The organism is Proteiniphilum sp. (assembly GCF_034331125.1).
GTDB lineage: Bacteria > Bacteroidota > Bacteroidia > Bacteroidales > Dysgonomonadaceae > Proteiniphilum > Proteiniphilum saccharofermentans.
Window position 1 is genome coordinate 62,086 of the sequence record NZ_JAXQGC010000033.1, and the last position, 22,731, is coordinate 84,816.

At 46.8% G+C, this 22,731-nt stretch carries 18 protein-coding genes; 6 read left to right on the plus strand and 12 right to left on the minus strand.

Going from position 1 to position 22,731, the window contains the following annotated elements:
* Window positions 1–88 precede the first annotated feature (88 nt).
* From ovoA to U2P89_RS06990, 5 genes are all read right to left on the minus strand, one after another.
* Window positions 89–2,194 (minus strand): 5-histidylcysteine sulfoxide synthase, encoded by a 2,106-nt coding sequence (gene ovoA / locus U2P89_RS06970; protein WP_322191025.1) that lies wholly within the window; start codon window positions 2,192–2,194, stop codon window positions 89–91.
* 96 nt (window positions 2,195–2,290) lie between these two features.
* Entirely contained in the window at window positions 2,291–2,845 is a 555-nt protein-coding gene (locus U2P89_RS06975; RefSeq protein WP_322191026.1) for a GNAT family N-acetyltransferase, read from the minus strand.
* Window positions 2,846–2,888: 43 nt separating this feature from the next.
* Window positions 2,889–4,652, minus strand: coding sequence for a DUF2207 domain-containing protein (locus U2P89_RS06980; protein ID WP_322191027.1), 1,764 nt, complete (start codon window positions 4,650–4,652; stop codon window positions 2,889–2,891).
* On the minus strand, window positions 4,652–5,206 hold the full coding sequence (locus U2P89_RS06985) for a LemA family protein (protein ID WP_026327480.1): 555 nt from the start codon (window positions 5,204–5,206) through the stop codon (window positions 4,652–4,654). Before U2P89_RS06985 ends, U2P89_RS06980 begins: the two co-directional genes overlap by 1 nt.
* Window positions 5,207–5,316: 110 nt before the next feature.
* Window positions 5,317–7,260, minus strand: a complete 1,944-nt coding sequence (locus U2P89_RS06990; RefSeq protein ID WP_322191028.1) for a biotin/lipoyl-containing protein — start codon at window positions 7,258–7,260, stop codon at window positions 5,317–5,319.
* Between the two features lie 171 nt (window positions 7,261–7,431).
* Here U2P89_RS06990 and U2P89_RS06995 point away from each other — a divergent pair, with 171 nt between their 5' ends.
* Both U2P89_RS06995 and U2P89_RS07000 read left to right on the plus strand, forming a co-directional pair.
* Complete coding sequence (locus U2P89_RS06995) at window positions 7,432–10,719, plus strand: S41 family peptidase (protein ID WP_322191029.1); 3,288 nt, start codon at window positions 7,432–7,434, stop codon at window positions 10,717–10,719.
* A gap of 162 nt (window positions 10,720–10,881) precedes the next feature.
* Window positions 10,882–12,117 carry a PQQ-dependent sugar dehydrogenase gene (locus U2P89_RS07000; protein WP_313380586.1) on the plus strand — a complete coding sequence of 412 codons (1,236 nt, stop codon included), beginning with the start codon at window positions 10,882–10,884 and terminating at the stop codon, window positions 12,115–12,117.
* An 11-nt stretch (window positions 12,118–12,128) separates the two neighbouring features.
* Here U2P89_RS07000 and U2P89_RS07005 read toward each other — a convergent pair whose 3' ends face one another.
* Window positions 12,129–12,560 carry a VOC family protein gene (locus U2P89_RS07005; RefSeq protein ID WP_322191030.1) on the minus strand — a complete coding sequence of 144 codons (432 nt, stop codon included), beginning with the start codon at window positions 12,558–12,560 and terminating at the stop codon, window positions 12,129–12,131.
* Between the two features lie 114 nt (window positions 12,561–12,674).
* Entirely contained in the window at window positions 12,675–13,640 is a 966-nt protein-coding gene (locus U2P89_RS07010; protein WP_322191031.1) for a TIGR01777 family oxidoreductase, read from the minus strand.
* Window positions 13,641–13,816: 176 nt separating this feature from the next.
* Between U2P89_RS07010 and U2P89_RS07015 the strand changes: the two genes are divergently transcribed.
* A complete protein-coding gene (locus U2P89_RS07015) occupies window positions 13,817–14,536 on the plus strand; it encodes a pirin family protein (protein WP_322191032.1) in 720 nt (239 codons plus the stop codon).
* A gap of 17 nt (window positions 14,537–14,553) precedes the next feature.
* On the opposite strand, the gene U2P89_RS07020 is transcribed toward U2P89_RS07015, so the two are convergent.
* The 5 genes from U2P89_RS07020 to U2P89_RS07040 all read right to left on the minus strand — a co-directional run bounded on the left by U2P89_RS07020 (window position 14,554) and on the right by U2P89_RS07040 (window position 20,348).
* Window positions 14,554–15,231 (minus strand): zinc metallopeptidase, encoded by a 678-nt coding sequence (locus U2P89_RS07020; protein WP_092120315.1) that lies wholly within the window; start codon window positions 15,229–15,231, stop codon window positions 14,554–14,556.
* Between the two features lie 141 nt (window positions 15,232–15,372).
* A complete protein-coding gene (locus tag U2P89_RS07025; protein WP_322191033.1) occupies window positions 15,373–16,632 on the minus strand; it encodes an adenylosuccinate synthase in 1,260 nt (419 codons plus the stop codon).
* Complete coding sequence (locus U2P89_RS07030) at window positions 16,629–17,153, minus strand: Fur family transcriptional regulator (protein ID WP_076930120.1); 525 nt, start codon at window positions 17,151–17,153, stop codon at window positions 16,629–16,631. The genes U2P89_RS07025 and U2P89_RS07030 overlap by 4 nt, the downstream gene beginning before the upstream one ends.
* A gap of 299 nt (window positions 17,154–17,452) precedes the next feature.
* Window positions 17,453–18,904, minus strand: coding sequence for a glycoside hydrolase family 10 protein (locus U2P89_RS07035; RefSeq protein WP_322191034.1), 1,452 nt, complete (start codon window positions 18,902–18,904; stop codon window positions 17,453–17,455).
* 187 nt (window positions 18,905–19,091) lie between these two features.
* Window positions 19,092–20,348, minus strand: coding sequence for an ATP-binding protein (locus U2P89_RS07040; protein WP_313380595.1), 1,257 nt, complete (start codon window positions 20,346–20,348; stop codon window positions 19,092–19,094).
* A 201-nt stretch (window positions 20,349–20,549) separates the two neighbouring features.
* On the opposite strand from U2P89_RS07040, the gene U2P89_RS07045 reads away from it, so the two are divergent.
* From U2P89_RS07045 to U2P89_RS07055, 3 genes are all read left to right on the plus strand, one after another.
* Window positions 20,550–21,056 (plus strand): UpxY family transcription antiterminator, encoded by a 507-nt coding sequence (locus U2P89_RS07045; protein WP_322191035.1) that lies wholly within the window; start codon window positions 20,550–20,552, stop codon window positions 21,054–21,056.
* A gap of 382 nt (window positions 21,057–21,438) precedes the next feature.
* Window positions 21,439–22,107: a nucleotidyl transferase AbiEii/AbiGii toxin family protein gene (locus tag U2P89_RS07050; RefSeq protein WP_076932109.1), complete on the plus strand. Its 669-nt coding sequence runs from the start codon at window positions 21,439–21,441 to the stop codon at window positions 22,105–22,107.
* Between the two features lie 48 nt (window positions 22,108–22,155).
* Window positions 22,156–22,581 carry a BT0820 family HAD-type phosphatase gene (locus U2P89_RS07055; RefSeq protein WP_019540375.1) on the plus strand — a complete coding sequence of 142 codons (426 nt, stop codon included), beginning with the start codon at window positions 22,156–22,158 and terminating at the stop codon, window positions 22,579–22,581.
* Window positions 22,582–22,731: the final 150 nt, after the last annotated feature.

Here is a 22,731-nt window from a genome sequence, read left to right on the forward strand (position 1 = left end):
AATAGTATAGCAATAAAATTTAAACAGTTTCTTAGAGTAGCACTATTGCAACTAAATCATCGTCTGACGATATTTTGCAATCAAACAATTATTTCTTCTTCCAGATTGTAACCTGCAACGTCCGGTTTTCCATCAAACGCGACGATCTTTTTATCGTCCTCTTGATCTCCTGTGGATCAGATATGAGCTCGAACTGTGGTGCCAACGTCGCTTTTATACCATCGAGCGATGTCACCGGTTCCCCATACCTTTTAAAACCTCCCGGCCATTTATCCCTTGGCGTCCTGGCCCTGTCCCACTCGTAGTCCGACGCCAATATTAAATAACCATTGTCGTTCAACCGTTCGTGGATGTGTGACAGGAACAGCAGCGGATCGCTTAACTCTTCCAATAATGCAGGAATGATGATCAGGTCATATCCCGAATAGTTGGGTTTCAGGTTCATCGCATCTGCCTGCATGAATAGGATATTCCCCTTTACTCCCGACAAACCGAAATCAGCCAGTACAATATCGCGGTAGAACACCAGTTCACCTTCATCTTTCGTCGTATACCGCACATAACCCTGTTCCTGCAATTGGATGGGAATTCTTATCATACGTGCAGTAAAGTCGAGGGCGGTCACATCTTTGTATTTTCTTGCCAGTTCAAAGGCAAGCCGTCCCGTATCGGCATTCAGATCCAGAATACGTGCTGTGGCATTACCTTTTAGCAAGTCATCCGCCAGTTCTGCCAGCCGGATAGTGAAAACGGGTTTATTATTCCAGGTATCACCCCAGTTGTTCTCACAGGATAGCGTCACCTCCTCATCCGTTTCATAATCCGCCTGCTGTATCACCAGTGGCACATCCGATTCTACATACCTGAATCCGGCATGTTGATAGAAATGGCGCCTGAAAGCATATCGCGAGTGAATGGTAGCTTCGTTGCCGGTCGATATCCAGGAACCTCCCTTGATGAGATTATGCTTTCCGTCGAAGGTCGGCGTGGAGAAATCGTCATACATCGGATGCACCTTAAAGCCGGGAAAACCCGTGATAGGTGTCTCGGTCCATTGCCACACATTACCGACCACATCAAAGAAGCCTCCCTGTTCGAATGTATCCACAGGGCATGGCGATGTAAAATATTCCAGATTAATATTGCCCGGCGCTTGCTCCCACTCCGTCACCTCCGTCAGGCCTGCTGCCTTATGCAGACGGTACCATTCCGCTTCAGTGGGCAATCTGAAGTTACGTCCCGTCTTCGCACTCTTCCAGTTACAGAAGGCTTTTGCTTCCAGATAGTTCACTTCCACCGGCCAGTTCCACGGCATAGGAATCTCTTCAGCCACAAGCCTCAACCGGTAACCGTTCTCATCCTTCCTCCAGAATAGCGGCATCTGTGCCTGCTTAAAATTACGCCAATTCCATCCCTCCTCAGTCCAATAATCCTCCGTTTCATATCCTTTATCGTCTATGAATTGAAGGAACTCCTTGTTAGAAACCAGATATTTCGCTGCAGAGAAATCGGCTACCTCTTCCTCATAAGCGCCATATTCATTATCCCATCCATAAAGCGGATGATCTATGGGTTTTCCTAATTTCATTGTGGCACCTGCAACCGGTATCAATTCGTTAACCGGTGCCTCACCACCGGCATTGCACCGCTCGCCGAACCGGCCTTCAACCACCTGGTCCAAGGGCAGCTGACGGATCAACACTGAAGAGGTCTCCAAGTGGATCCGTTCATGCTCGATCCCCATCATCACAATCCAGAAAGGACTCTCCCAATCGATCGGCAACTCAAGCGGGGTATTGTCAATCACGTTCAGGATCAACTCTTTTGCCTTATCGCGGTAAACCCGCACCTCCGATACCGGCGGCCAGTCGTAATGGTTATTATCCAGATCATCCCAACTCATCTCATCCACCCCTATCGCAAAGGTCGACTCAAACTTAGGATTTATGCGCCGGTCGATGATCTTTGCCAGATAAAGTTTATTGATAAAAAAGACAGCAGTATGCCCCAGATAAAAGAGGATGATATGGCGTAACGGATCACCACGCATATAAAACACATCATCCGATTTCAACTGTGTATATAGTAACTCGTCAATTGCCCAGGTTTTCAGGAAATAATCCCGGATCTCCTGCCGTTTCTCTTCCGGCAAGCCGATTCTAAGATCAATTGTTTTGGTAATTAATTCTTTCATATATTTTTTAATTTCAAGATTCAAAGATTTAAAAATTCAAAGATTTAAAATTCAAGATTCTTAACTTCAGATTTCTAATTTCTTATTTCTCACTTCTTAACTTCTTATTTTTTTTACCAAATAAACTTTCCACATTACAAATTCCTCTTTGTCGATACTCAATTTCTGCTGTGAAATTGTGGCAACAGGGAGGAATCCCAACTTTTTATAAAGTTCCAGTGCCGGCATGTTTTTCTCCCATACCCGAATCACGGCATAGGAATAATTCTCCGACTTTTCTTGTAAGTAGGTATCCAGCATCTTCGAAGCGATCTTCCGTCCCCGATAATCAGCATGCACCATTACCTCCGCTATATAGATTGCTTCTCCTACCGGGATATCACGACACGTATCAGCAGGAAAATCGGGATCTCTTTTTAAAGGGAAAGCGGCAAGCAATCCCACAAGCCGATTACCGACGAATGCCATACAACCGGATCCGTCTTGCAGTATATCATCCAATGTAACTTCCACTGTTTCACGGTCAATATGCTGGCTATAATCCCCGGTTGTAAAGGCATGCAGATAAAGCCCTATCAGTTGGCCTCTGAACTTAGGATAATTGTATTCATCCAGATCATAGATCTTAACTGTCTCTTTAACACTGTCCATACTATTATGTTCAAAAATTGGTGGTACTTAACCACTTCGTCTCTCACCAGCCGCCAACACGGCCGCCACCGCCACCCATACCGGAGAAGCCGCCACCAAATGAACCGCTGCTCCAGTTTCCACCTCCTGATGAAGAGGATTTCGGTGGTATAGCCGCATGATTCACCGTATTGGAAAGCGTACTGTTGAGTGCATGGCCAAAAGCCGCAGGGTTAATGTATGTACCGCCATACCATGCGGGACGGTAAGAGTCAGGTTGCATGGAGGCCGAAAGGAAGGTTTTCTCAAACTTCTCACCCCACACTTTCTCCATATCCAGGGCAATCGCATAAGGGAGCAATTGCTCAAAAACGGCCGGTGTCACTGACGGAGGATTAAAAAACTGCAATTGTTTTTCTTCGGCAAAATCAAGGTACATCTTCAATCCCTCTATAGAAGAGCGATAATGTAATTTTCGCTCCCCGGGGCGCACGATCAGCCAGGCATACACCGGATACGCGACCACCATCAGTGGGAGTGTTATATAAAGCGCCATTTTATTCACCCGGAAACCAATCAGATTTTCATTTGCGAAATAGATAAGGATAAACAGATAGGCGATCATCACAAGCCAGGGAATAATATGGAATTTCAGATTGCGTCCTTCTCTCAGGACCGCCCCATATTGATGATTCAGACTTTTCCGATAAGCCTGCATCATATTTTCAATACTTCTATTATACTTCCCATCCAGATAAAAATTATCGCCTGATGAGAACAGGTACTGCATTACCACCCGCTCTTCAGGTGGAAGGGTTGCATCGTCCTTTTTCTTCATGGTAAGCGAATAGCATCTATCCTGCCGTATGCCGAATAACCCCTTTTTCCTGATCACTTCTTCTATAAAGATATAGCCCTTCACAGAAAGATTTACGATGGAAGTAGTAACAAGGTCGTCCAGGTACCACCCTTTGTACAGCATCCCCACACTTGCGGGCGAGAGCCCGTCCGGAGGTGTGAATTGAGGGATAACGACCGGCTTGGGCGGATCGATGCCAAATCGGCGCCAGGTATGGATATAGTAGAAGAAAAGCAATATGACAGTAATGATACTCACAACTGCCAGTCCATTTTTATCGAAGAAGGTCAGTTTCCGCGGTTGGACGGACGGAGGTTGCCGCACCGCTCCTTTAGTGAATCCGACCGAGAGGGTCAGCATTTCCCGTGGCGGCAAATCGACGGTGCCGATAAAGAGCGAACCATCCGCCCTGTTTTCCGCCACACAATTACTTTCAGTAGACCCGTAAGCACCGGCATAACACCGGTAGCTCAGTATCTCTGCCTTTTCCGGCAAATGCACTACGGCACTCACTGAATCGATGGTGCGATCAGATTCACCGTTCACGTTCCAGCTCAGTTCATCGTACTCGTCAAAGAAGCCGACCTGTCCCGCTGTTTCATATACAATTTCATAGGAATAAAATCCGGGTTGCAGCAATATATCTCTTTCACCCACATAAATGGTCATGTCCCCACCTTCGTTCTCGGTAAAAAACCCGACGGGATTGCCATCCTGCCGCACTTCGGTGACCCCATACTCCATCCTTATCCGGTTTCCTTCCCTGTCCCGCCTTGTCAGCGGCAGTGAACGGGTGATACCCCGCTTAAAGAGGTCTCCCCGTGCATAGATACGGATATGTTCACGCACAGTGATAACCCCCGAACTATCCACGTTGATATCGGAATGGAACGTGTATACCTTTTCCTCCTGTGCTACCAGTACAGTGAAGGAAAAGAGCAGCAAAAGAGAAGGGATAAATAACCGCATCAGAATTGTATCCGGGGAACCTCTTTTTCTGCCTCGTTATCAAGTTCGAAAAAGAGTGATTTGGTAAAATTAAACATACCGGCTATGATATTGCTCGGGAATGAATCGATCACGATATTCTTCTCCCGCACCGTCCCGTTATAATATCGTCTCGATTTCTCGATATCCGACTCAATCACGCTCAACTGATCCTGTAGCTGCAGGAAGTTCTGGTTGGCTTTCAGTTCGGGATATTGTTCTGCGACAGCCAACAGCCGGATCAGCGCGGCATTCAGGTTGTTTTCTGCTGCTTCCTGCGATTTTATATCACCGGCCTGCATAGCGTTTGCCCGCGCCTGAGTAACCCGTTCGAAGGTGTCTTTCTCATGGGTGGCATACCCTTTTACTGTTTCCACCAGGTTGGGAATAAGGTCATGCCGTTTCTTCAACTGCACGTTGATACCACTCCATGCCTCCTCCACTATTGTACGCAATTTCACCAGTTTGTTGTAGATAGATACGCCCCAAAGCAGCGCTATGACAACCAGTGCAAGAATAACCAATAAAATTCCCATATCTATACCTTTTAATTGAATTGAAAACGGCATAAAGATACAATATATTTGCTGCTCTCAAAATGAACAGCAAATATATTTTCAGCATAACCGGTTTTTATTACCCCTGATCAGATGATCTCTACCATTGGCGCCCCTTCCATTACTATATCCCCTTGGTGAACAAAAATACGGTGCACAGTTCCTGAGACTTCCGATGCAATATCGTTCTCCATTTTCATGGCTTCGAGCACAAGGATGTTATCACCTCTTTTTACAATATCTCCCTCTTTTACAGAAATATGCAAGATATTACCCGGCATCGGACACATTACGCAATATCCTTGGGGAGACTGAGTATCATCGGCTCTCTGTACCTGCACATTCTCATTTTCGGGCATATTCGGGATCGCCTGTCCATGGAGTGCCCCATCCTCTTGTTCCTCCATGTGATTTTCAACCTGTGCTTTCTCCCACTCTTTCTTCCGTTGACCTTTCAGGTAATTTGCAGCGACATTCGGGAACAACTCCAGCAGAAGTTCTTCTTTTTCATCTTTTGCAAGAAGAACATCCCCATACTCTCCCAAGACGGGGTTTTCCTGACGTTTATAAGTAGAAGTGTCATAAGGTGTTTCTTCCCGGGTACCGGCAACCTGTAACCGGAACTCCGGATCTACCGGCACAGGTGTTTTTCCGTATTCACCTTTTACAAGTGCAACAAACTGATTGGAGGGGTTGGCATATTTGGGACGGCCGTTCTTCAGGTTCAATGCCGAACTCACAGCCTGTACCCCCACGATCTGGCTGGTTGGTGTTACCAGGGGTGGCAGTCCCGCGTCAAGACGGACACTGGGGATCAGCTTCATCGCCTCAGGAAGGATATCGAGCGAATTGACCTGTTTCAACTGGGCGACCATGTTAGTGTACATCCCCCCGGGAATCTCCGCCTCTTTGACACGTTCGTCAGGTTTTGGAAAATTGAAATAGGCTTCAATAGCATGGCAGGCATCCAGCAATGCCGTTTCATCATTACGTTCGACTGCTTCAATAGCCAGATCAAACTCCCTGTCGATTTCAACCGGAAGGATATCGATCAACGGATTAAACGGCTTGGGGAACTGTTTCACGGCATCATATACTTCCAGTTCCTTCCGGATATCAAACAGTTTTTCATTGATCTTTGCCACAGCCTCCATATTCACATCCAGCTCAATTCCCAGCTTCTTGCAGAAGATATAAATCAACTCAATAGCCGGGGCTGCCGGGCCACCCGCGAAATTCCAGATAACGGTATCCACGATATCCGCCCCGTGGACAATGGCCGTAAGCACGGCTCCCAACCCGAATCCCGGCGTACAGTGGGTATGGAAATCGACCGGCACCTTCAGTTGCTCCTTAAACAAAGGGATCAGTGTGGCTACCCGTGAAGGCGGGATCAACCCGCTCATGTCTTTTATGGTAATCATATCGGCACCGAGGGCAAGCATCTCTTTTGCCTTATTCAAAAAGTATTCATCCGTAAAAATGGGTGCATGGAGGGAATGCCCGGGTTCTTGCTTCCGGGAAAGGAAACCAAACAATCCTCTTTTTTTCTTTCCGGGAGAAGGAGTCTCATCATATTTCGGGTCTATGGTGTAACAGACGGCACAATCCGCCATCCCTCCATATTTCCTGATCGACGTGACACTCGATTCGATATTGTCCACATCGTTCAAAGCATCAAAAATACGCATGATATCCAACCCCGAAGCGACGGCATTCCTGAAAAAACCGTCGATGATTTCGTCGGGATAGGGAGCATAACCATACAGGTTCCGGCCACGGGATAGCGCGGTCAATTTAGACACCCCTCCAACAACCCGATGGATCTTCTCCAGCCTGTCCCAGGGGTTCTCATTCAAAAAACGCATTACCGAGTCGGGCACGGCACCTCCCCATACTTCCATGGCATAAAAATTGGCATCCTTGTAATAGGGTAATACTCTGTCGACTTGCGATTGGTTCATTCGCGTGGCGAAAGCCGATTGCTGACCGTCACGTAACGTGAGATCTCTGATCAAAAGTTTTTGTGTCATAATAGTGTTTTTTTCAATTAAACAGGTTATACACTGCAAAAGTATAACAATAATAACTCACTTCCTATTTTAATTATGGAAAAAATTCCATAATTTGATCGAATAACTGAAAACAAGGAATTTCTCGAAAAAAAACTGTAATTTTGACCTCAAAATAACAAATTTATATTTATGAGAGAACTCACTACTCTGATCCTGTCAAGCCTCTTTTTCCTACAGGCTTCGGCAATGGACGACGCACGGATGATGCGTTATCCCGATATCAACGGAAACCTGATCACATTCGTTTATGCAGGTGATATCTGGACAGTAAATGCCAACGGTGGTTCCGCAAAAAGAATTACCTCACACCGCGGTATCGAGTTGTTCCCCAAGATATCACCCGATGGCAAATGGATCGCCTTCTCAGCCGAATACTCCGGCAGCCGCCAGATATGGGTGATGCCTTCCGAAGGAGGTACGGCACGTCAGCTTACTTTTTACAACTCCGTAGGAGAGATGCCACCGCGAGGCGGGTTCGATAACGTAGTGCTCGACTGGACACCCGACAGCAAGCGTATCCTCTTTCGGGCCAATCGCACGAGTTTCGGCGACCGTAACGGACGTTACTTCACCGTCAGTATCGACGGCGGATTTGAGGAACCGCTTCCCATCGTCAACGGCGGGTTCGCCACCTTTTCGCCCGACGGATCACAACTCTGCTTCACCCCGGTCGACCGCGAGTTCCGCACCTGGAAACGTTATAAGGGAGGACGCGCCACTGACCTGTGGACATACGACCTGGCAAACAACCGTTCACGACAGGTCACTCAATGGGCCGGTTCCGACCAGTGGCCCGTATGGCACGGTAATAATATCTTTTATGCTTCCGACCGTGACACGCGCCTTAATATATGGCGTCATAACGTGACTACCGGCGAAAATGAGCAAATTACACGCCATAGCGACTTTGATGTGATGTGGCCCTCCGGCCGTAATGGCAAGTTGGTCTATGAAAACGGAGGTTATCTCTATGTGCTCGATCTTGCATCCGGCAGCAGCCGTAAGATAACCGTAGCCATCCATTACGACAATCCCAATCTGCAACCCTATTTCAGAAATGTAAAGGAATTTATTGGCAGTTATAGTCTCTCACCCTCCGGCAAACGGGCACTTTTCGAGGCTCGCGGCGATATCTACAGCGTACCCGTAGAAAAAGGAGAAATACGAAATCTTACCAATACTCAAGGTGTCCGTGAAATTTCTCCCGTATGGTCGCCCGACGGTAAACAGATCGCCTACTACTCCGACGCGACCGGAGAGTACGAACTCTACATACTCGAAAATAAGGAAGGAGCAACCCCACGACAAGTCACCCACGGCTCCGCAGCCTGGAAGCATACGGCCGAATGGTCACCACGCAGCACACACCTCGTCTACAGCGACCGCACTATGAAGCTATGGCTGGTGGATGTCGCCACGGGCAGGCAGACCGCTATCGACGAAGCGACTGCAGAAGAGATCAGAGATTACTCCTTCTCTCCCGACGGCGACTGGATAGCCTACAGCAAATCGTCTCCCAACTACCAATCCGCCCTCTGGGTGTACCAGCTTTCCAGCGGCCGTAAGTATCAGCTTACCGATGCCACTTTTTCCGACAGTAACCCGGTATTCAGCCGCGATGGAAAATTCCTCTTTTTCCTCTCCAATCGCGACTTCAACCTCGCTTTCAGTAGTTTCGAGTTCGATTATCTTTACAACAACGCTACCCGTATCTACGCCCTTCCACTGCGTGACGATGGCACAACCCTCACTCCCTACAAGGAAGACAGGGAACCCTATGGTGAGGAAAAAGACGATAATGCGGAGAAAAACGGGAAAAAAAGTACTGCAAAAGAAAAAGATAGAGATAGTGATAGTAAATTGTCGGAAGAGATAAAAGTAAAGATAGATATAGATAACGCACGAAACCGGATACAGGCGTTACCCCTGCAACCCGGCAACTATCGCATCATTGGTGCTGTAGAAGAGGGGCTCCTGTATGCCACCGGAAATAAGATCATGCGTTACAATATCAACGAAGAAAAAGCCGAAGATATTCTTGACGAGACTGGTTACGGCATCCTTGCGGCAGATGGAAAATCGTTTATTTATCGCCGGGGTAATAACTACGGTGTAGCAAAAAACCAGACAGGACAAGCTGCCGGCACAGGTACGATCAATCTTGACAACCTCAATATGAAAATCGATCCCCGTGCCGAATGGAACCAGATCTATGCCGATGCATTCCGTATCTTCCGCGACTACTTTTACGTGAATAATCTGCATGGTGTGGACTGGAAAAGTATTCAGAAAAGTTACGGAGCACTGCTTCCTTACGTACCCAGCCGATTCGATCTCGACTATATCCTCAACGAAATAGTGAGCGAAACCAATACCGGGCATGCATATGTCGACTGGGGTGATATCGCACGGGTAGACCGTATCAATGGAGGATTATTGGGTGCGGAATTAGAGGCTGACCTTTCCGCCGGCCGATACAAGATACGGAAAATATATCCCGGCGAAAACTGGAACGAAAGCCGTCGATCTCCTCTTACGGAAAGTGGCATTAACGTAAAAGAAGGTGACTATATCATCCGCATCAACGGGCAGGAGCTGACTACCGCCCAAAATCCTTATGAACTGCTCGAGAATACGGGCGACCGGTATATCGAACTGACAGTCAACAACAGCCCCTCGGCTTCGGCGGCAAAAAGCTATAACGTTAAAACTATCACAAGCGAACAGGAGCTAAGATATATGGACTGGGTGAATCAACGCAGGGAAATGGTCGACCGTCTCTCCGGCGGCAAGATCGGCTACATTCATGTACCCAATACGGCTGTCGAAGGCAATCGCGAACTTTTCAGGGGGATGTATGCCTACCATCATAAAGAGGCGCTTATCATCGATGACCGGTACAATGGCGGTGGCTTTATCCCCGACAGGATGATCGACCTGCTTAACCGTCGCACCTTAGTTTACTGGCACCGTAACGGGCTGCCCCAGCCCATGAAAACGCCCGGTATCGCACATGACGGACCCAAGGCAATGCTTATCAATGGCTATTCCTCTTCCGGCGGTGACGCTTTCCCTTACTTCTTCCGTAAAACCGGAGAAGGCAAGTTGATCGGCACCCGTACCTGGGGAGGATTGGTTGGTATCTCCGGTAACGCCCGCTTAGTGGACGGCGGCTATATCTCCGTTCCCCGCTTCGGTATCTACGACCAAACCGGTGAATGGATTATCGAAGGTATTGGCGTCTATCCCGATATAGAGGTGATTGACCGCCCCGAAGAACTGGCCAAAGGAAACGATCCCTCTATTGAGAAAGCGGTAGAGGTACTGCTTGAAGAACTCAAAACCAATCCCCGTCCTCAGGTCACTGCACCCGCACCACCTAACCGTTCCCAGTGGATTGAGGTGGAGATAAAATAGTTTACAGCCAATTATGTATCTCATGATATTGAACAATTGTAATTTACAGGTTGTTAAAGGAAATGAGCCGGCCGGATCACAATCAACAACAGCATACGGTAACTACCGGAGCCGGTTTGGCTTTCTATTCAAAACAATCAGATTACAATAAATCACAGTCCTATGAACTATTTAAAGATTACAGCACTTTTTTTATCGGCTTTTGTGTTGCTTTCGGCTTCATGTGAAGCACCGAAAACAAACGAAGAAGAACCGAACGAAGAGACTCTGCCCCCGGTAGAGACCGAAAAGCCCAACAACCCCGATTTTAAACCCGCTTTCGAGGGACAAACCCGCGTTGCAGGCGTGAAAACGACAACTCCTTACGAAGCGACTGTTATCGCCGACGGATTAGTGAAGCCATGGGCGGTCACACCACTGCCTGACGGCCGGCTGGCCATCACAGAAAAGGGCGGTACCATGCGTATCGCCACCACCGACGGCAACGTAAGTACTCCCATTACAGGATTTCCTGAAGTAGACGACCGGAGTCAGGGTGGATTGCTGGATGTGGCACCGGCACCCGATTTCAGTAGCAGCAGAATGCTCTATTTCACTTTTGCCGAACGGACTGCGCAAGGCTCCCTCACAGCAGTGGGCAAAGGAAAACTCTCCAATGATGAAACAAAAATAGAGGATTTTCAAATCATCTACCGCGCCATCCCCTATTTCGACAATAGCATGCATTTCGGCAGCCGTCTGCTGTTTGATAAAAACGGACATATCTTCGCCACTACCGGTGAACGGTCTGATCTCGCCACCCGTCCCAACGCCCAGAAGCTCAATACCGGTCACGGTAAAGTAATATACATCACCACAGAAGGTGAACCTGTCCCGGGCAACCCGTTTATCGGTACCGAGGGAGCACTGCCGGAAATATACAGCTACGGACACCGTAATCCGCAGGGCCTGGATATCCATCCTGTTACAGGTGAACTCTGGCTCAGTGAGATGGGGCCGCGCGGCGGTGATGAAGTCAATCTTATCAAACCGGGTAAAAACTATGGATGGCCTACCATCACCTATGGCATCGAGTACAGTGGCAATATCATCGGTGAAGGAATTACACAAAAAGAAGGTATGGAGCAACCTGTTTACTACTGGGATCCTGTCTTCTCACCCAGTGGTATGGCTTTCTATAGTTCCAATGCTATTCCCGAATGGGAAAATAACCTCTTCATTGGCGGACTCAATACTAAGCATATTGTCCGGCTTGTGATCAAAGATAACAAAGTAACAGGCGAGGAACGCCTGCTCGCCAATGAAGGGCAACGCTTCCGTGATGTGGCCGACGGTAACGACGGTGCACTCTATGCCGTAACGGATGAAGGACGATTATATAAGATAAGTAAAAAGTAAAGTTGGGGAAATTACATCATCTGTTGCCCTGATGGGCTGGAGATCATCCACATTACCCCGAACCGGTCTTTAAGACTGCCGAAGTAATCGCCCCAGAACATATCCTCCATCGGCATCTCAATCTCACCTCCGGCCGATAGTCTGTTGAACAGCCTGTCAGCTTCCTCACGACTGTCGGCTGTGATGCTGATATAGTTATTATTCCCCGCTTGAAAAGGATTGCCCATACCGGGTATCGTATCCGACCCCATCAGCAGATCGTTACCGACAGGCAATGAGACATGCATTACACGGTCTTTAAAAGCCAAGGGCAGGTCCATTCCATCCACATCTTTCATTCTCATGATTCCACCTTTAAACTCTCCGCCAAATACGGATCTGTAGAAATTGAAAGCCTCTTCGCATGTACCGTCAAAATTGAGGTACGGATCTAATTTAAGCATGATTTTTAAATGTTTAAGTGATTATATATAATGAACTATTTCGTTAAGCTAAATGAGCAGAGCCAAGCTTGCTTGAGCTATGCCATAGCGAAAAATAGTCTAATGTAATTGAAATTATTCGGGCGATTCCGCTGCTTCCTTCAGTTTGCCGATATCCATTTTCTTCATTTTCAAGAGAGTAGCCTCTATTGCTTCTTTTACCGAAGGATAAGTAAATTCATACCCTGCATCGATCACCTTTTGTGATGAGATGCGACTGCCATACAGTACCATATCGGCTGCCTGTCCCATAAAGAGCCGCAGCAGAAAAGCCGGTATCGGCGGCATAAGAAAAGGACGCTTCATCTCTTTGGCCAGCGTCTTCATAAACCCGGCATTGGTGATAAATTCCGGTGCGACCGCATTATAAACGCCCTGCATCGCACTATCTTCTACCGCTCTCAAATAGAGGCGGCAAATATCCTCAATATGGATCCAACTCAGGTATTGTCTGCCCGAACCCAGTGGTGCTCCTAATCCGAACCGTGTCGGCAGCACCATCTTTCCGAAAGCTTCACTATCTTTGGATATCACAAAGGCCGTTCGCAACGCCACCGTACGTACATCCAGTTCATCCCTGAACCTGAAAGCCTCGGCTTCCCATTTCCGGCAGGTACGACTCAGAAAATCACTATCTGCGGGATTATCCTCCTCAGTGAATATCTTCTCTCCCGTCTCCTGTCCGTAAAAACCAACCGCCGAAGCAGATATAAATGCCTCTGGCTTTTTATCCATCTTTTTCACTGTCTCCAGCAACAACTTTGCCGTCTGCACACGGCTCTCTACAATCTTCTGTTTCTTCAACCGCGTCCAGGAGCCATCACCTAAATTTGATCCGGCCAGATGAACAATCACGTCGGCCTGTTCCACTGCCTCCCTGTCGATCTCTCCTTTCCGGTAATCCCAGCGATAGCGCGGAATCTGCGCCTTCACATACCGTTCACGACTTAACCAGATCACTTTGTATCCTTTCCCGATGAGCAGTTCCGATAGCCTTTTGCCCACCATTCCCGATCCGCCTGTAATCAAAATCGTCTTCATTTGTAATCCTTTAATAAAGTTAGAAACAGTTTCTTAGACGCTCCATCAGATAAACAAAAAAAGAGCACAATTGTTGTCCTCCTCTTTACAATATCTTACCGATTGTACGGCACACTAAACAATTCATGCAAAACAGCTGTTATTTCATAAATAATATCAATCAACCAGAATTAATTATGAAAACTATTTATCATTCGGCTACCTCCCGGGGGTACGCCAATCACGGCTGGCTAAAATCTGCACATACATTTAGTTTTGCCAATTATTACAATCGTGCGAGGATGCATTTCGGTGTGCTTCGGGTAATCAATGATGACTATATAGAAGGGGGAGGAGGTTTCGGCACCCATCCCCACAACGACATGGAAATTATTACCATACCGTTGGAAGGCGATTTGGAGCATAGGGACAGCATGGGTAACGGCGGTGTGATCCGCAATGGGGATATACAGGTGATGTCTGCCGGTACAGGAGTAACCCACAGCGAGTTCAATGCGAACAGCGACCGGCCTGTGGAACTGTTACAGATATGGGTCTTCCCTCGTGAGAAAGGTATCACGCCAAGGTACGAGCAAATGCATATCGCCGATTCTGCAAAGTCCAATGACTTCCAACAGATCATCTCTCCCTACAAAGAAGATGAAGGATTGTGGATCCATCAGGACGCATGGTTTCACCTGGCCCATTTCGACAGTGGTGTATCAAAAGAATACAACCTCAAAAAACCGGGGAACGGCGTCTATATTTTCGTCATCCGGGGAAAAGCCAAAGTGGGCGATCAAATACTGGACAAGAGGGATGGTTATGGTATTTGGGATACCGACCACTTCCCTCTTGAAGCATTGGAGGATTCAGAAATCCTTTTGATGGAAGTTCCTATAGAACTACCAAAATGAAATTATTTAACTATGGATCATCTTCTGCTCATAGCAATCATGATGTAGTAAAGTAATGTAGCAAGGGAACTGAGTGCTGCCACCACATAAGTGTATCCGGCCCAGCGAAGGGCATCTACCGCCTGATTGTGGTTACTTGCATCGGTAATACCGGCACTGCTGAGCCAACGGAGAGCACGGTTGGTAGCATTCTTTTCCACCGGCAGTGTGATAAAACTGAAGAGTGTGGAAAGTGCAAACATTGCAATTCCGAACCAGAGAAGCATGGGGAAGGTCTGGATCAGGATAATACCGGCCAGGATCACCCACATGACCCATTTGGAGGTTGACGAAATCACCGGCACCAGTGCCGAACGCATTTTCAAGGGTGCATATCCTTTCGCGTGCTGGACGGCGTGTCCCGTTTCGTGAGCTGCCACCGCGGCAGCCGCCACGCTATAAGATCCATATACCGGCTCACTCAAATTGATGGTTTTATTCAACGGGTTATAGTGGTCTGTCAGCCGCCCTCTCACGGAGATCACCTGTACATCGTAGATCCCGTTGTCGTGCAGCATCTTTTCCGCCACCTCCTTCCCCGTCATCCCGTTGCGTAAGGGAATTTTTGAATACTTCTTGAATCGGCTCTGCAGCGTACCCTGTACGATCCAGCCGGCCACCGCAATTGCAATAAATATAATCCAGATTGTTGCCATTATTTCATTTGATTTAATAAATATGGTTCACCCTTAATTCCCAATTCTTCATTTTTAATTCTTAATTCTTCACTTTTCACTTCCTAAAACATCTCAGAGACGGCAAAAGTTCATAGCCTTTGCCTCATCCACGAACAGGAGTTATCTTATAATTGTCTGTGCACGGTCAGGTCCGAGTGATACGATTGCAATCGGCACTCCCAATTCCGTTTCCAAAAAAGTCAGGTAATTGTTGAATTCTTCAGGAAATTCGTCTTCCGACTGCATCTTTGTCATATCAGTCTGCCAGCCGGGAAGATCCACATAAACGGGTTCAATTCCATCCGAGATGTCATAAGGCAGATCTTCGGTCTCTTCGCCGTTCACCCTATAGGCTACACAGGCTTTGATTGTCTCAAAGCTGTCCAGCACGTCACTCTTCATCATTACCAATTTCGTAACCCCATTCAGCATAATAGTATACCGCAGCGCTACCAGGTCGATCCATCCACAACGGCGCGGCCGTCCTGTTACAGAACCATATTCGTTACCGTTATCGCGTAACCGTTGCCCGTCCTCATCCAACAGTTCCGTAGGGAAAGGACCGCTGCCTACCCGTGTGCAATAAGCCTTGAAGATGCCGTACACCTCGCCGATCCGTCCGGGAGCTACTCCCATTCCGCTGCAGGCACCGGCACAAATAGTATTGGATGAAGTTACGAAAGGATATGAACCGAAATCTATATCCAGCATCGATCCTTGTGCGCCCTCTGCCAGCACCGAACCACCCTCTGCCAGATGTTTATTAATAAAATGTTCGCTGTCGATAATTGTGAACTCCTTCATCTTCTCAATTCCCTCGAACCACGGCTTTTCGAGGGCAGGCAGGTCATATTCCAACCGGTAATGGTCGAGCAGTTCCTTGTGTCGCAGCACTGCATTGCGATATTTCTCCTCAAAGTTGTGAAACAGGTCTCCGACCCTCAATCCGTGACGTCCGACCTTATCGGTATAAGCAGGGCCTATACCCCGTCCCGTCGTGCCGATCCTGGCATCACCCATTGCTTTTTCCGAAGCCGCATCCAACAGGCGGTGCGTCGGCAGAATCAGGTGCGCCTTTTTAGAGATGAAAAGTCTGTCGGTGAGTGTGTGTCCTGAAGATTCCAACCCTTCCACTTCCTGCTTAAAGAGTGCCGGATCAATCACCACTCCGTTTCCTATGATATTTATTTTTCCATCCTGAAAAATTCCCGACGGGATCGATTTCAGAATATATTTCTCCCCTTCGAATTCCAGCGTGTGTCCTGCATTAGGTCCACCCTGAAACCGCGCCACCACCTCATACTGAGGTGTAAGCACATCAACTACTTTTCCTTTACCTTCGTCGCCCCATTGGAGCCCTAAGAGTACATCAACTTTCATTTTTTATCTTGTTTACCGTTGCTTTTATTCTGTTTTGTATCAGTCTTACGTGCCAGTTTCCTCAGTTCCATCCGTTTGGCATGGATGCACTTGCTGCATGTGCCGTAGATATAAGTGCTATAGTAACTCACTTTAAACTTTCTGATCTTTTTGAGCTGGACAGGCGTCAGCAAATCACCGGTCATCTCACGGACCTCTCCACAAGTCGTACAGATAAGATGGTCATGGTTTTCGTTACCATAAGCACGTTCGTATTTCGATATATTTGCCCCGAACTGGTGTTTCACTACCAGCCCGCAATCCAGCAACAGTTGAATGGTATTATAAAGCGTAGCACGACTCACCCGGAAGTTCACTTCAATCATAGAATTATACAGAGAATCCATATCAAAATGTCCCCGGGTAGAATAGATATGATCGAGAATCGCAAACCGTTCGGGTGTTTTTCTGTGCTTATGGAGTGTCAGATACTCCATAAACTCGCTTCTTACCTGTTGCTTCAATTTTTGAGCGCCATCCATAGGTTACAAAATTATTCTATTTTTTCGATTTTCCACCTCTTTTTCAGTTGAAAATTACCAATTACCAATTACTAATTACCAATTACTAATTACCAATTACCAATTACTAATTACCAATTACCAATTACTAATTACTAATTATCACGACCACATTTCATTTCCCCACAGACTACCTGCTCTTTCACCTCACTTAATCACATAGGCACCTTTTCACTTTCCTCCTGATTCTGATATTCTTTGTCCGCCTTCCCTCCTTTCCACTCTTCATTCTTCATTCTTCACTCTTCACTCTTAATTTCTCACTTCACCGTTTCCGAGTGGTAGAAGAAAGCCGGAATACACGGCCCGCTCTCATTATGATATGCATCCGATGTGGTAATATAGTAGTAATAAGCCTTATCATTGTCTTCCGCCCGGTAGTGGAACCGTGGCTCCCGCAGTCCCACCGCCATCAGGTTTTCCGCATTATCGAGACTCAGTGTATCACTTTCGCTCCGATAGACGTTATAAGTCACTCTCTCTTCACCGTTTCCTTCCCATGAAAGTTCAAATACCCCGTCCTCATTTTTCTCCGCCCGCAGGTCATAAGGAGTGTCGGGAATGGAATCGCTCAGCCAGGTCATGGGCGGCAATTTCGCCGGGTATTTGTAATACTCCTGCAACTCCCGCAAGATCCCTTTCGTATTGGAGAGCACGTTATTGGCACGGAAATAGGCTTGTCCATGTGTATCCCTCCGGCGGGTATAATCCACCTGATCCAGTATATCACGGTGTGACCATCCCAGCTCTATCATCTGATACGCTCCCAGTCCCGGCACCACGATCCGGCTGTTGCCATGCTTCAACCAATCGTCCACAAAAGGGTAAAAGAGTCCCTCCTTATAATACATCATCGGATAGATCGCATCATGCTTTCCCATCATCATCCACTTACCGGCGTCCTGCGATACAGTCTCCAATGCAGTCCACCCTACCCCGTTGTTTCCCAACGCGCGATACCGTCCCAGCGGGGCGCTACTCACCTGCACCCACGGCTTCAACGCCTTCACCTGGTCGTACGCTTTCGTCACAAAGCGGGTAATATTATCCCTACGCCATTCATCCCGCGTTTTCCCTTTGCCATGCAGCCGGTACATTCCATCGTCGGGGAAGCGTCCCCTGTTATCCGGATAGCGGATATAATCAAAATGGATCCCATCCACATCATAACCGGAAACGATCTCTTTCACGATTGAGAGCAGATAATCGTCTGTACGCGGGTTTCCCGGGTCGAGAAACCATTCCCTCTGAAATTGTTTGGTGATGGAAGGATTTTTTTTCGTTACAGACCTTGCTCCTAAGCTGCGCACATGCCGGTCATTTCCCAGGGGGTAAGTGACTATCCAGGCATGGCATGCCAATCCCCTCTTGTGGCATTCCTCCACAACAAAGGCAAGAGGATCGAACGCGGAACGTCCCGGCCCGGCAGGAGCAATGAGGGTAGACATCGGTTCTATACGTGAGTTGTAGAGTACTTCCCCTCTGCCTCTCACCTGAAAGAGTACTGTATTGAAATTATGCTTCTTCAGGTTATCCAGTATTTCTGTCAGCTCCTTTTTTTGTACTTCAACACTGGTACGGTTACGCGGCCAGTCCAGCCCGTAATTGGTAGTCAACCAGACCGCTCTCACTTCCGTCGCCGGCGGCCCGGACGAAAACAACCCTGTTGTCCCGGTCAAAAACAAAATCAGCAGGGAAAATATTTTGTACATAGTAGAATTGGCAATCGTCGTTATTATCCTCTCTCTTTTCGCGAAGCGGATGCAAAATTAGCACAAATAGAGACGTTTTGGCAATCAATTTCAAAATGTTAACAGTTTTGGATTAAATAGAATATCTGTTTTTAAGTTCAAAACTACAAGAAATGTCCCCATTTTACTGCAAGAAATGTCCGAATACTTACTCTCTCAGGCAACCCAAGGGTACCACATGCACTCCGTCGGGACGCCTATAAGCATATTTACCCCCTGTAAGCACCATCATAAACGACGGTTCTCCAATATGCGACGTATCTACTTTACGTCTTAATTTCAGCAGATTTTCAGCAGCTTCATCCACCTGATACTCTCCCAATTTCACCTCTACCGGGGCCCATCTTCCATCATGCAGTGAAATGATCAGATCAATCTCAAGATTATTTTTATCCCTATAGTGAAATACCTCCCCATCATTCGCTTGGGCATATACCCTTATATCACGGGTACATAGCGATTCAAATAAAAAACCAAAGGTTTCTAAATCACGAACCACCCGGTCTGCATCAATCCGCATAGCGGCGGTTGCGATGGAAGGATCCACCAGTTGCCGTTTGTTGGAAGTCCTGATAGTTGTTTTCGACCGTAAAGAAGGAGACCACGCAGGCACATCTTCCACTATAAAAATACGCCGTAACGCATTCAAATAACTATCCAATGTGCGCTCATTGATGGTTATATCATTTGCCCTAATATCACTCAATAGGGTATTTGCTGTTGTTAACGTTGAAATATTACGAGCAAGGGAACGAAGCAGGAGCCGCACTCGATTCGGATTACGCTCCACTCCATCAACCCTGTTGATATCTTCTTCCACAATCAAATCGGTATATTCACGGGCAAGAGCTCCTCCTGCTTCCGGAAAAATCACTGCACCCGGCCATCCTCCACGGCATATCGAATGTGCAATCCGGGGTATATCCAGCTGACTGACCGCTTCGATCTCATGATTACCATCAAATAAATCTCTCAACGAGACAATACCGCTGGACTCTTTCGACTCAAACAGGCTCATAGGGCGCATCAGAATTCTTGAAATACGTCCAATGCCGGTATGTGCTTTTACCTCATCACGGGGAGTTGCCGAACCGGTAAGTATAAACTGACCCGGTTTTCTCCTCCTGTCTACAGCATGTCGCACTGCATCCCATACCTCAGGCGCATCCTGCCATTCGTCAATAAGCCGTGGCGTTTCTCCTTCCAGCAAAAGTGACGGCATCATCTTAGCGGCTTCTTTATGCTGAGGATCCTCCTGAATAAAAAGGACACTACTGGCTGCTTGCAAAGCAGTTTCCGTCTTTCCACACCACTTGGCACCCACAATCAATACGGCACCTGTTAGCTTTAATTTATTTCGTAATACGCTATCACAAATACGTGGATAGTATCCTATTGCATCCATTTCAATAAAAATTCAACACACACAAAATTAAGAAATTAAATCAAAACTACAAAAAATGACGAAGTTTTACTACAAGAAATGCCTGAATATTACTACAAAAAATGGCAAGGAATTCGACTAAATCCCATTCTATTCCTTGTACATGAATGGAAAAAGCACTAATTTCGGGACAGGAATTGATGTTATGATAAACCGTTAAGTATGGCAGAAAAAAGATGGCTGGCAGCCTATGTGAAGATGCACCACGAGAAGCGGGTACGCGACCGCCTCACGGCAATGGGTATTGAGAACTTCCTGCCGGTGCAGGAAGAAGTGCGGCAGTGGAGCGACCGCAAGAAGAAGGTGGAGCGGGTACTCATCCCCATGATGATATTCGTGCGTGTCGATACCCAAGGGCAGCGTAGTGTCATCACCCATCCTTCGGTACTGCGTTACTTGACCTTGCGTGGCGAACATACGCCTACGGAGATACCTGCGGAACAGATGGAACGCTTCCGTTTTATGCTCGACCATTCCGACAGTGCCGTCAGTTTCAGTGCCGGCGACCTGCAACCGGGCGAGAAGGTGCGAGTGATCAAAGGGCCGCTTGCCGGCCTCGAAGGCGAGCTAATCACGGTGGAGGGTAAATCCAAAATTGCCATCCGCATCCACCAGCTTGGTTGTGCGGAAGTGGAAATGAGTGTTTCCATGGTGGAAAAGATTTTATAGTTTGCCATGACATATCCGGAGATTTATTTGTATTTTTGTAAATGATGCGCAACAAAGATGAAATTAAGTCGTATTTATTGGCCAAATTACAAAAAGAAAATGTTTTTTGGTCTTTTGATAAAAGTTCTTGTCAGAAAATAAGTGATTGGAACCTTATCAAGTATGCGCTTATTCATCTGGATCTTCCCGAAATTGATTTATTATTCAAGGTGTTTCCCAAAGGGAAAATAAAACGGGTTTGGCTTGACGAGGCGGTTATCCAGGGAAATTATTTAAGGAATATGAATATCTGTTTAGCCAATCTGTACTTCGACATCAAACATCCTGTCCAATATCTGAAAAGGATGGAAACCTATTATTTAAACAGAGCTTGAAATCGTTTATGGATAAATCATTAGTCGATAAAACGAAAAAAGTTATCGAATCCATATCCGGAATGGAATCGATCAGGCCCTACATCCTTGTCGGAGGTACAGCCCTCTCTTTACAAATAAAAAACAGGCTTAGTGAAGACCTCGATTTTATGAGATGGCAACAACACAACGGTGAAAAGATGGATATAGACATCAAATCCATTACTAAAGAAGTAGAGTCTGGGCATATCATAGACAAAATAAATATTTTGGACAGCAATCAAGTGGAGTTTTTTATTGACGGTGGAGTTAAACTTTCCTTTTATGCGCCGGAAAGAAAAGCTCCTCGAATAAATAAAGTACATTTTCTTAATAATTTATATCTGGCGGATATAGATACGATAGCATCCCTTAAAATGGAGACGATGCAGCGCAGAAACAGTTTTCGAGATTATTATGACCTTTACTGTATTCTCAAAGAAAAATCGGATGAAGAAATAATCCGGATTATCGACAATTCCCTCAAATATTCGGGCCATTTAATGAAAAGCAAAAACCTATTGGGCAAATTAGGTAATTATGAGCGATTTACAAAAGATGAAGCCTTTAAGCAATTAGAACCTAAATATGATATTTCCTCACGGGAAATTGCCGAATTTATGGATCGCAAGGTAAAGACAGCCTATAAAAGGCAGTAATCACGCATTTTTCTTACCTTTGTTGTCGAAATTGAAACATTCAGGAACATGATCATCGCTATCGACTTCGACGGAACTATTGTGGAACATGCCTACCCCGACATCGGGAAACCCATCCCTTTCGCCATCGACACGCTCCTGCAGATGCAGAAAGACGGACACAGGTTGATCCTGTGGACGGTACGCCGCGGCCGCCTCCTCCAGGAGGCCATCGACTACTGCGCCCAACGGGGACTCTATTTCTATGCGGAGAATGAGAACTACCGGGGTGAAAACAAGGAGTTGGGAGAAGAGGTTTCACGCAAACTGGGTGTCGATATGTTTATCGACGACCGCAACCTGGGGGGACTTCCCGACTGGGGTGTCATTTACAACGCTGTTAAAGCGACTGCCGAAGGAACCAATGCGCTAAAGATCATGGCAGGCCAATCACCTATGGCAGAACCGAAGAAGAAAAAACGTTGGTTTTTCTGAGTATCACCCAACTACGATTCCCATGCACATCCCCATTTTTCACTTTTCCTATTTCAGAAAGGTCGGAATATGTTTTTTTATTGTATTTTTGCACGGTATTCCGATTGGAACTGCTTGCATGTATTGTGACAGGTAGTCACAAAGTGCAAC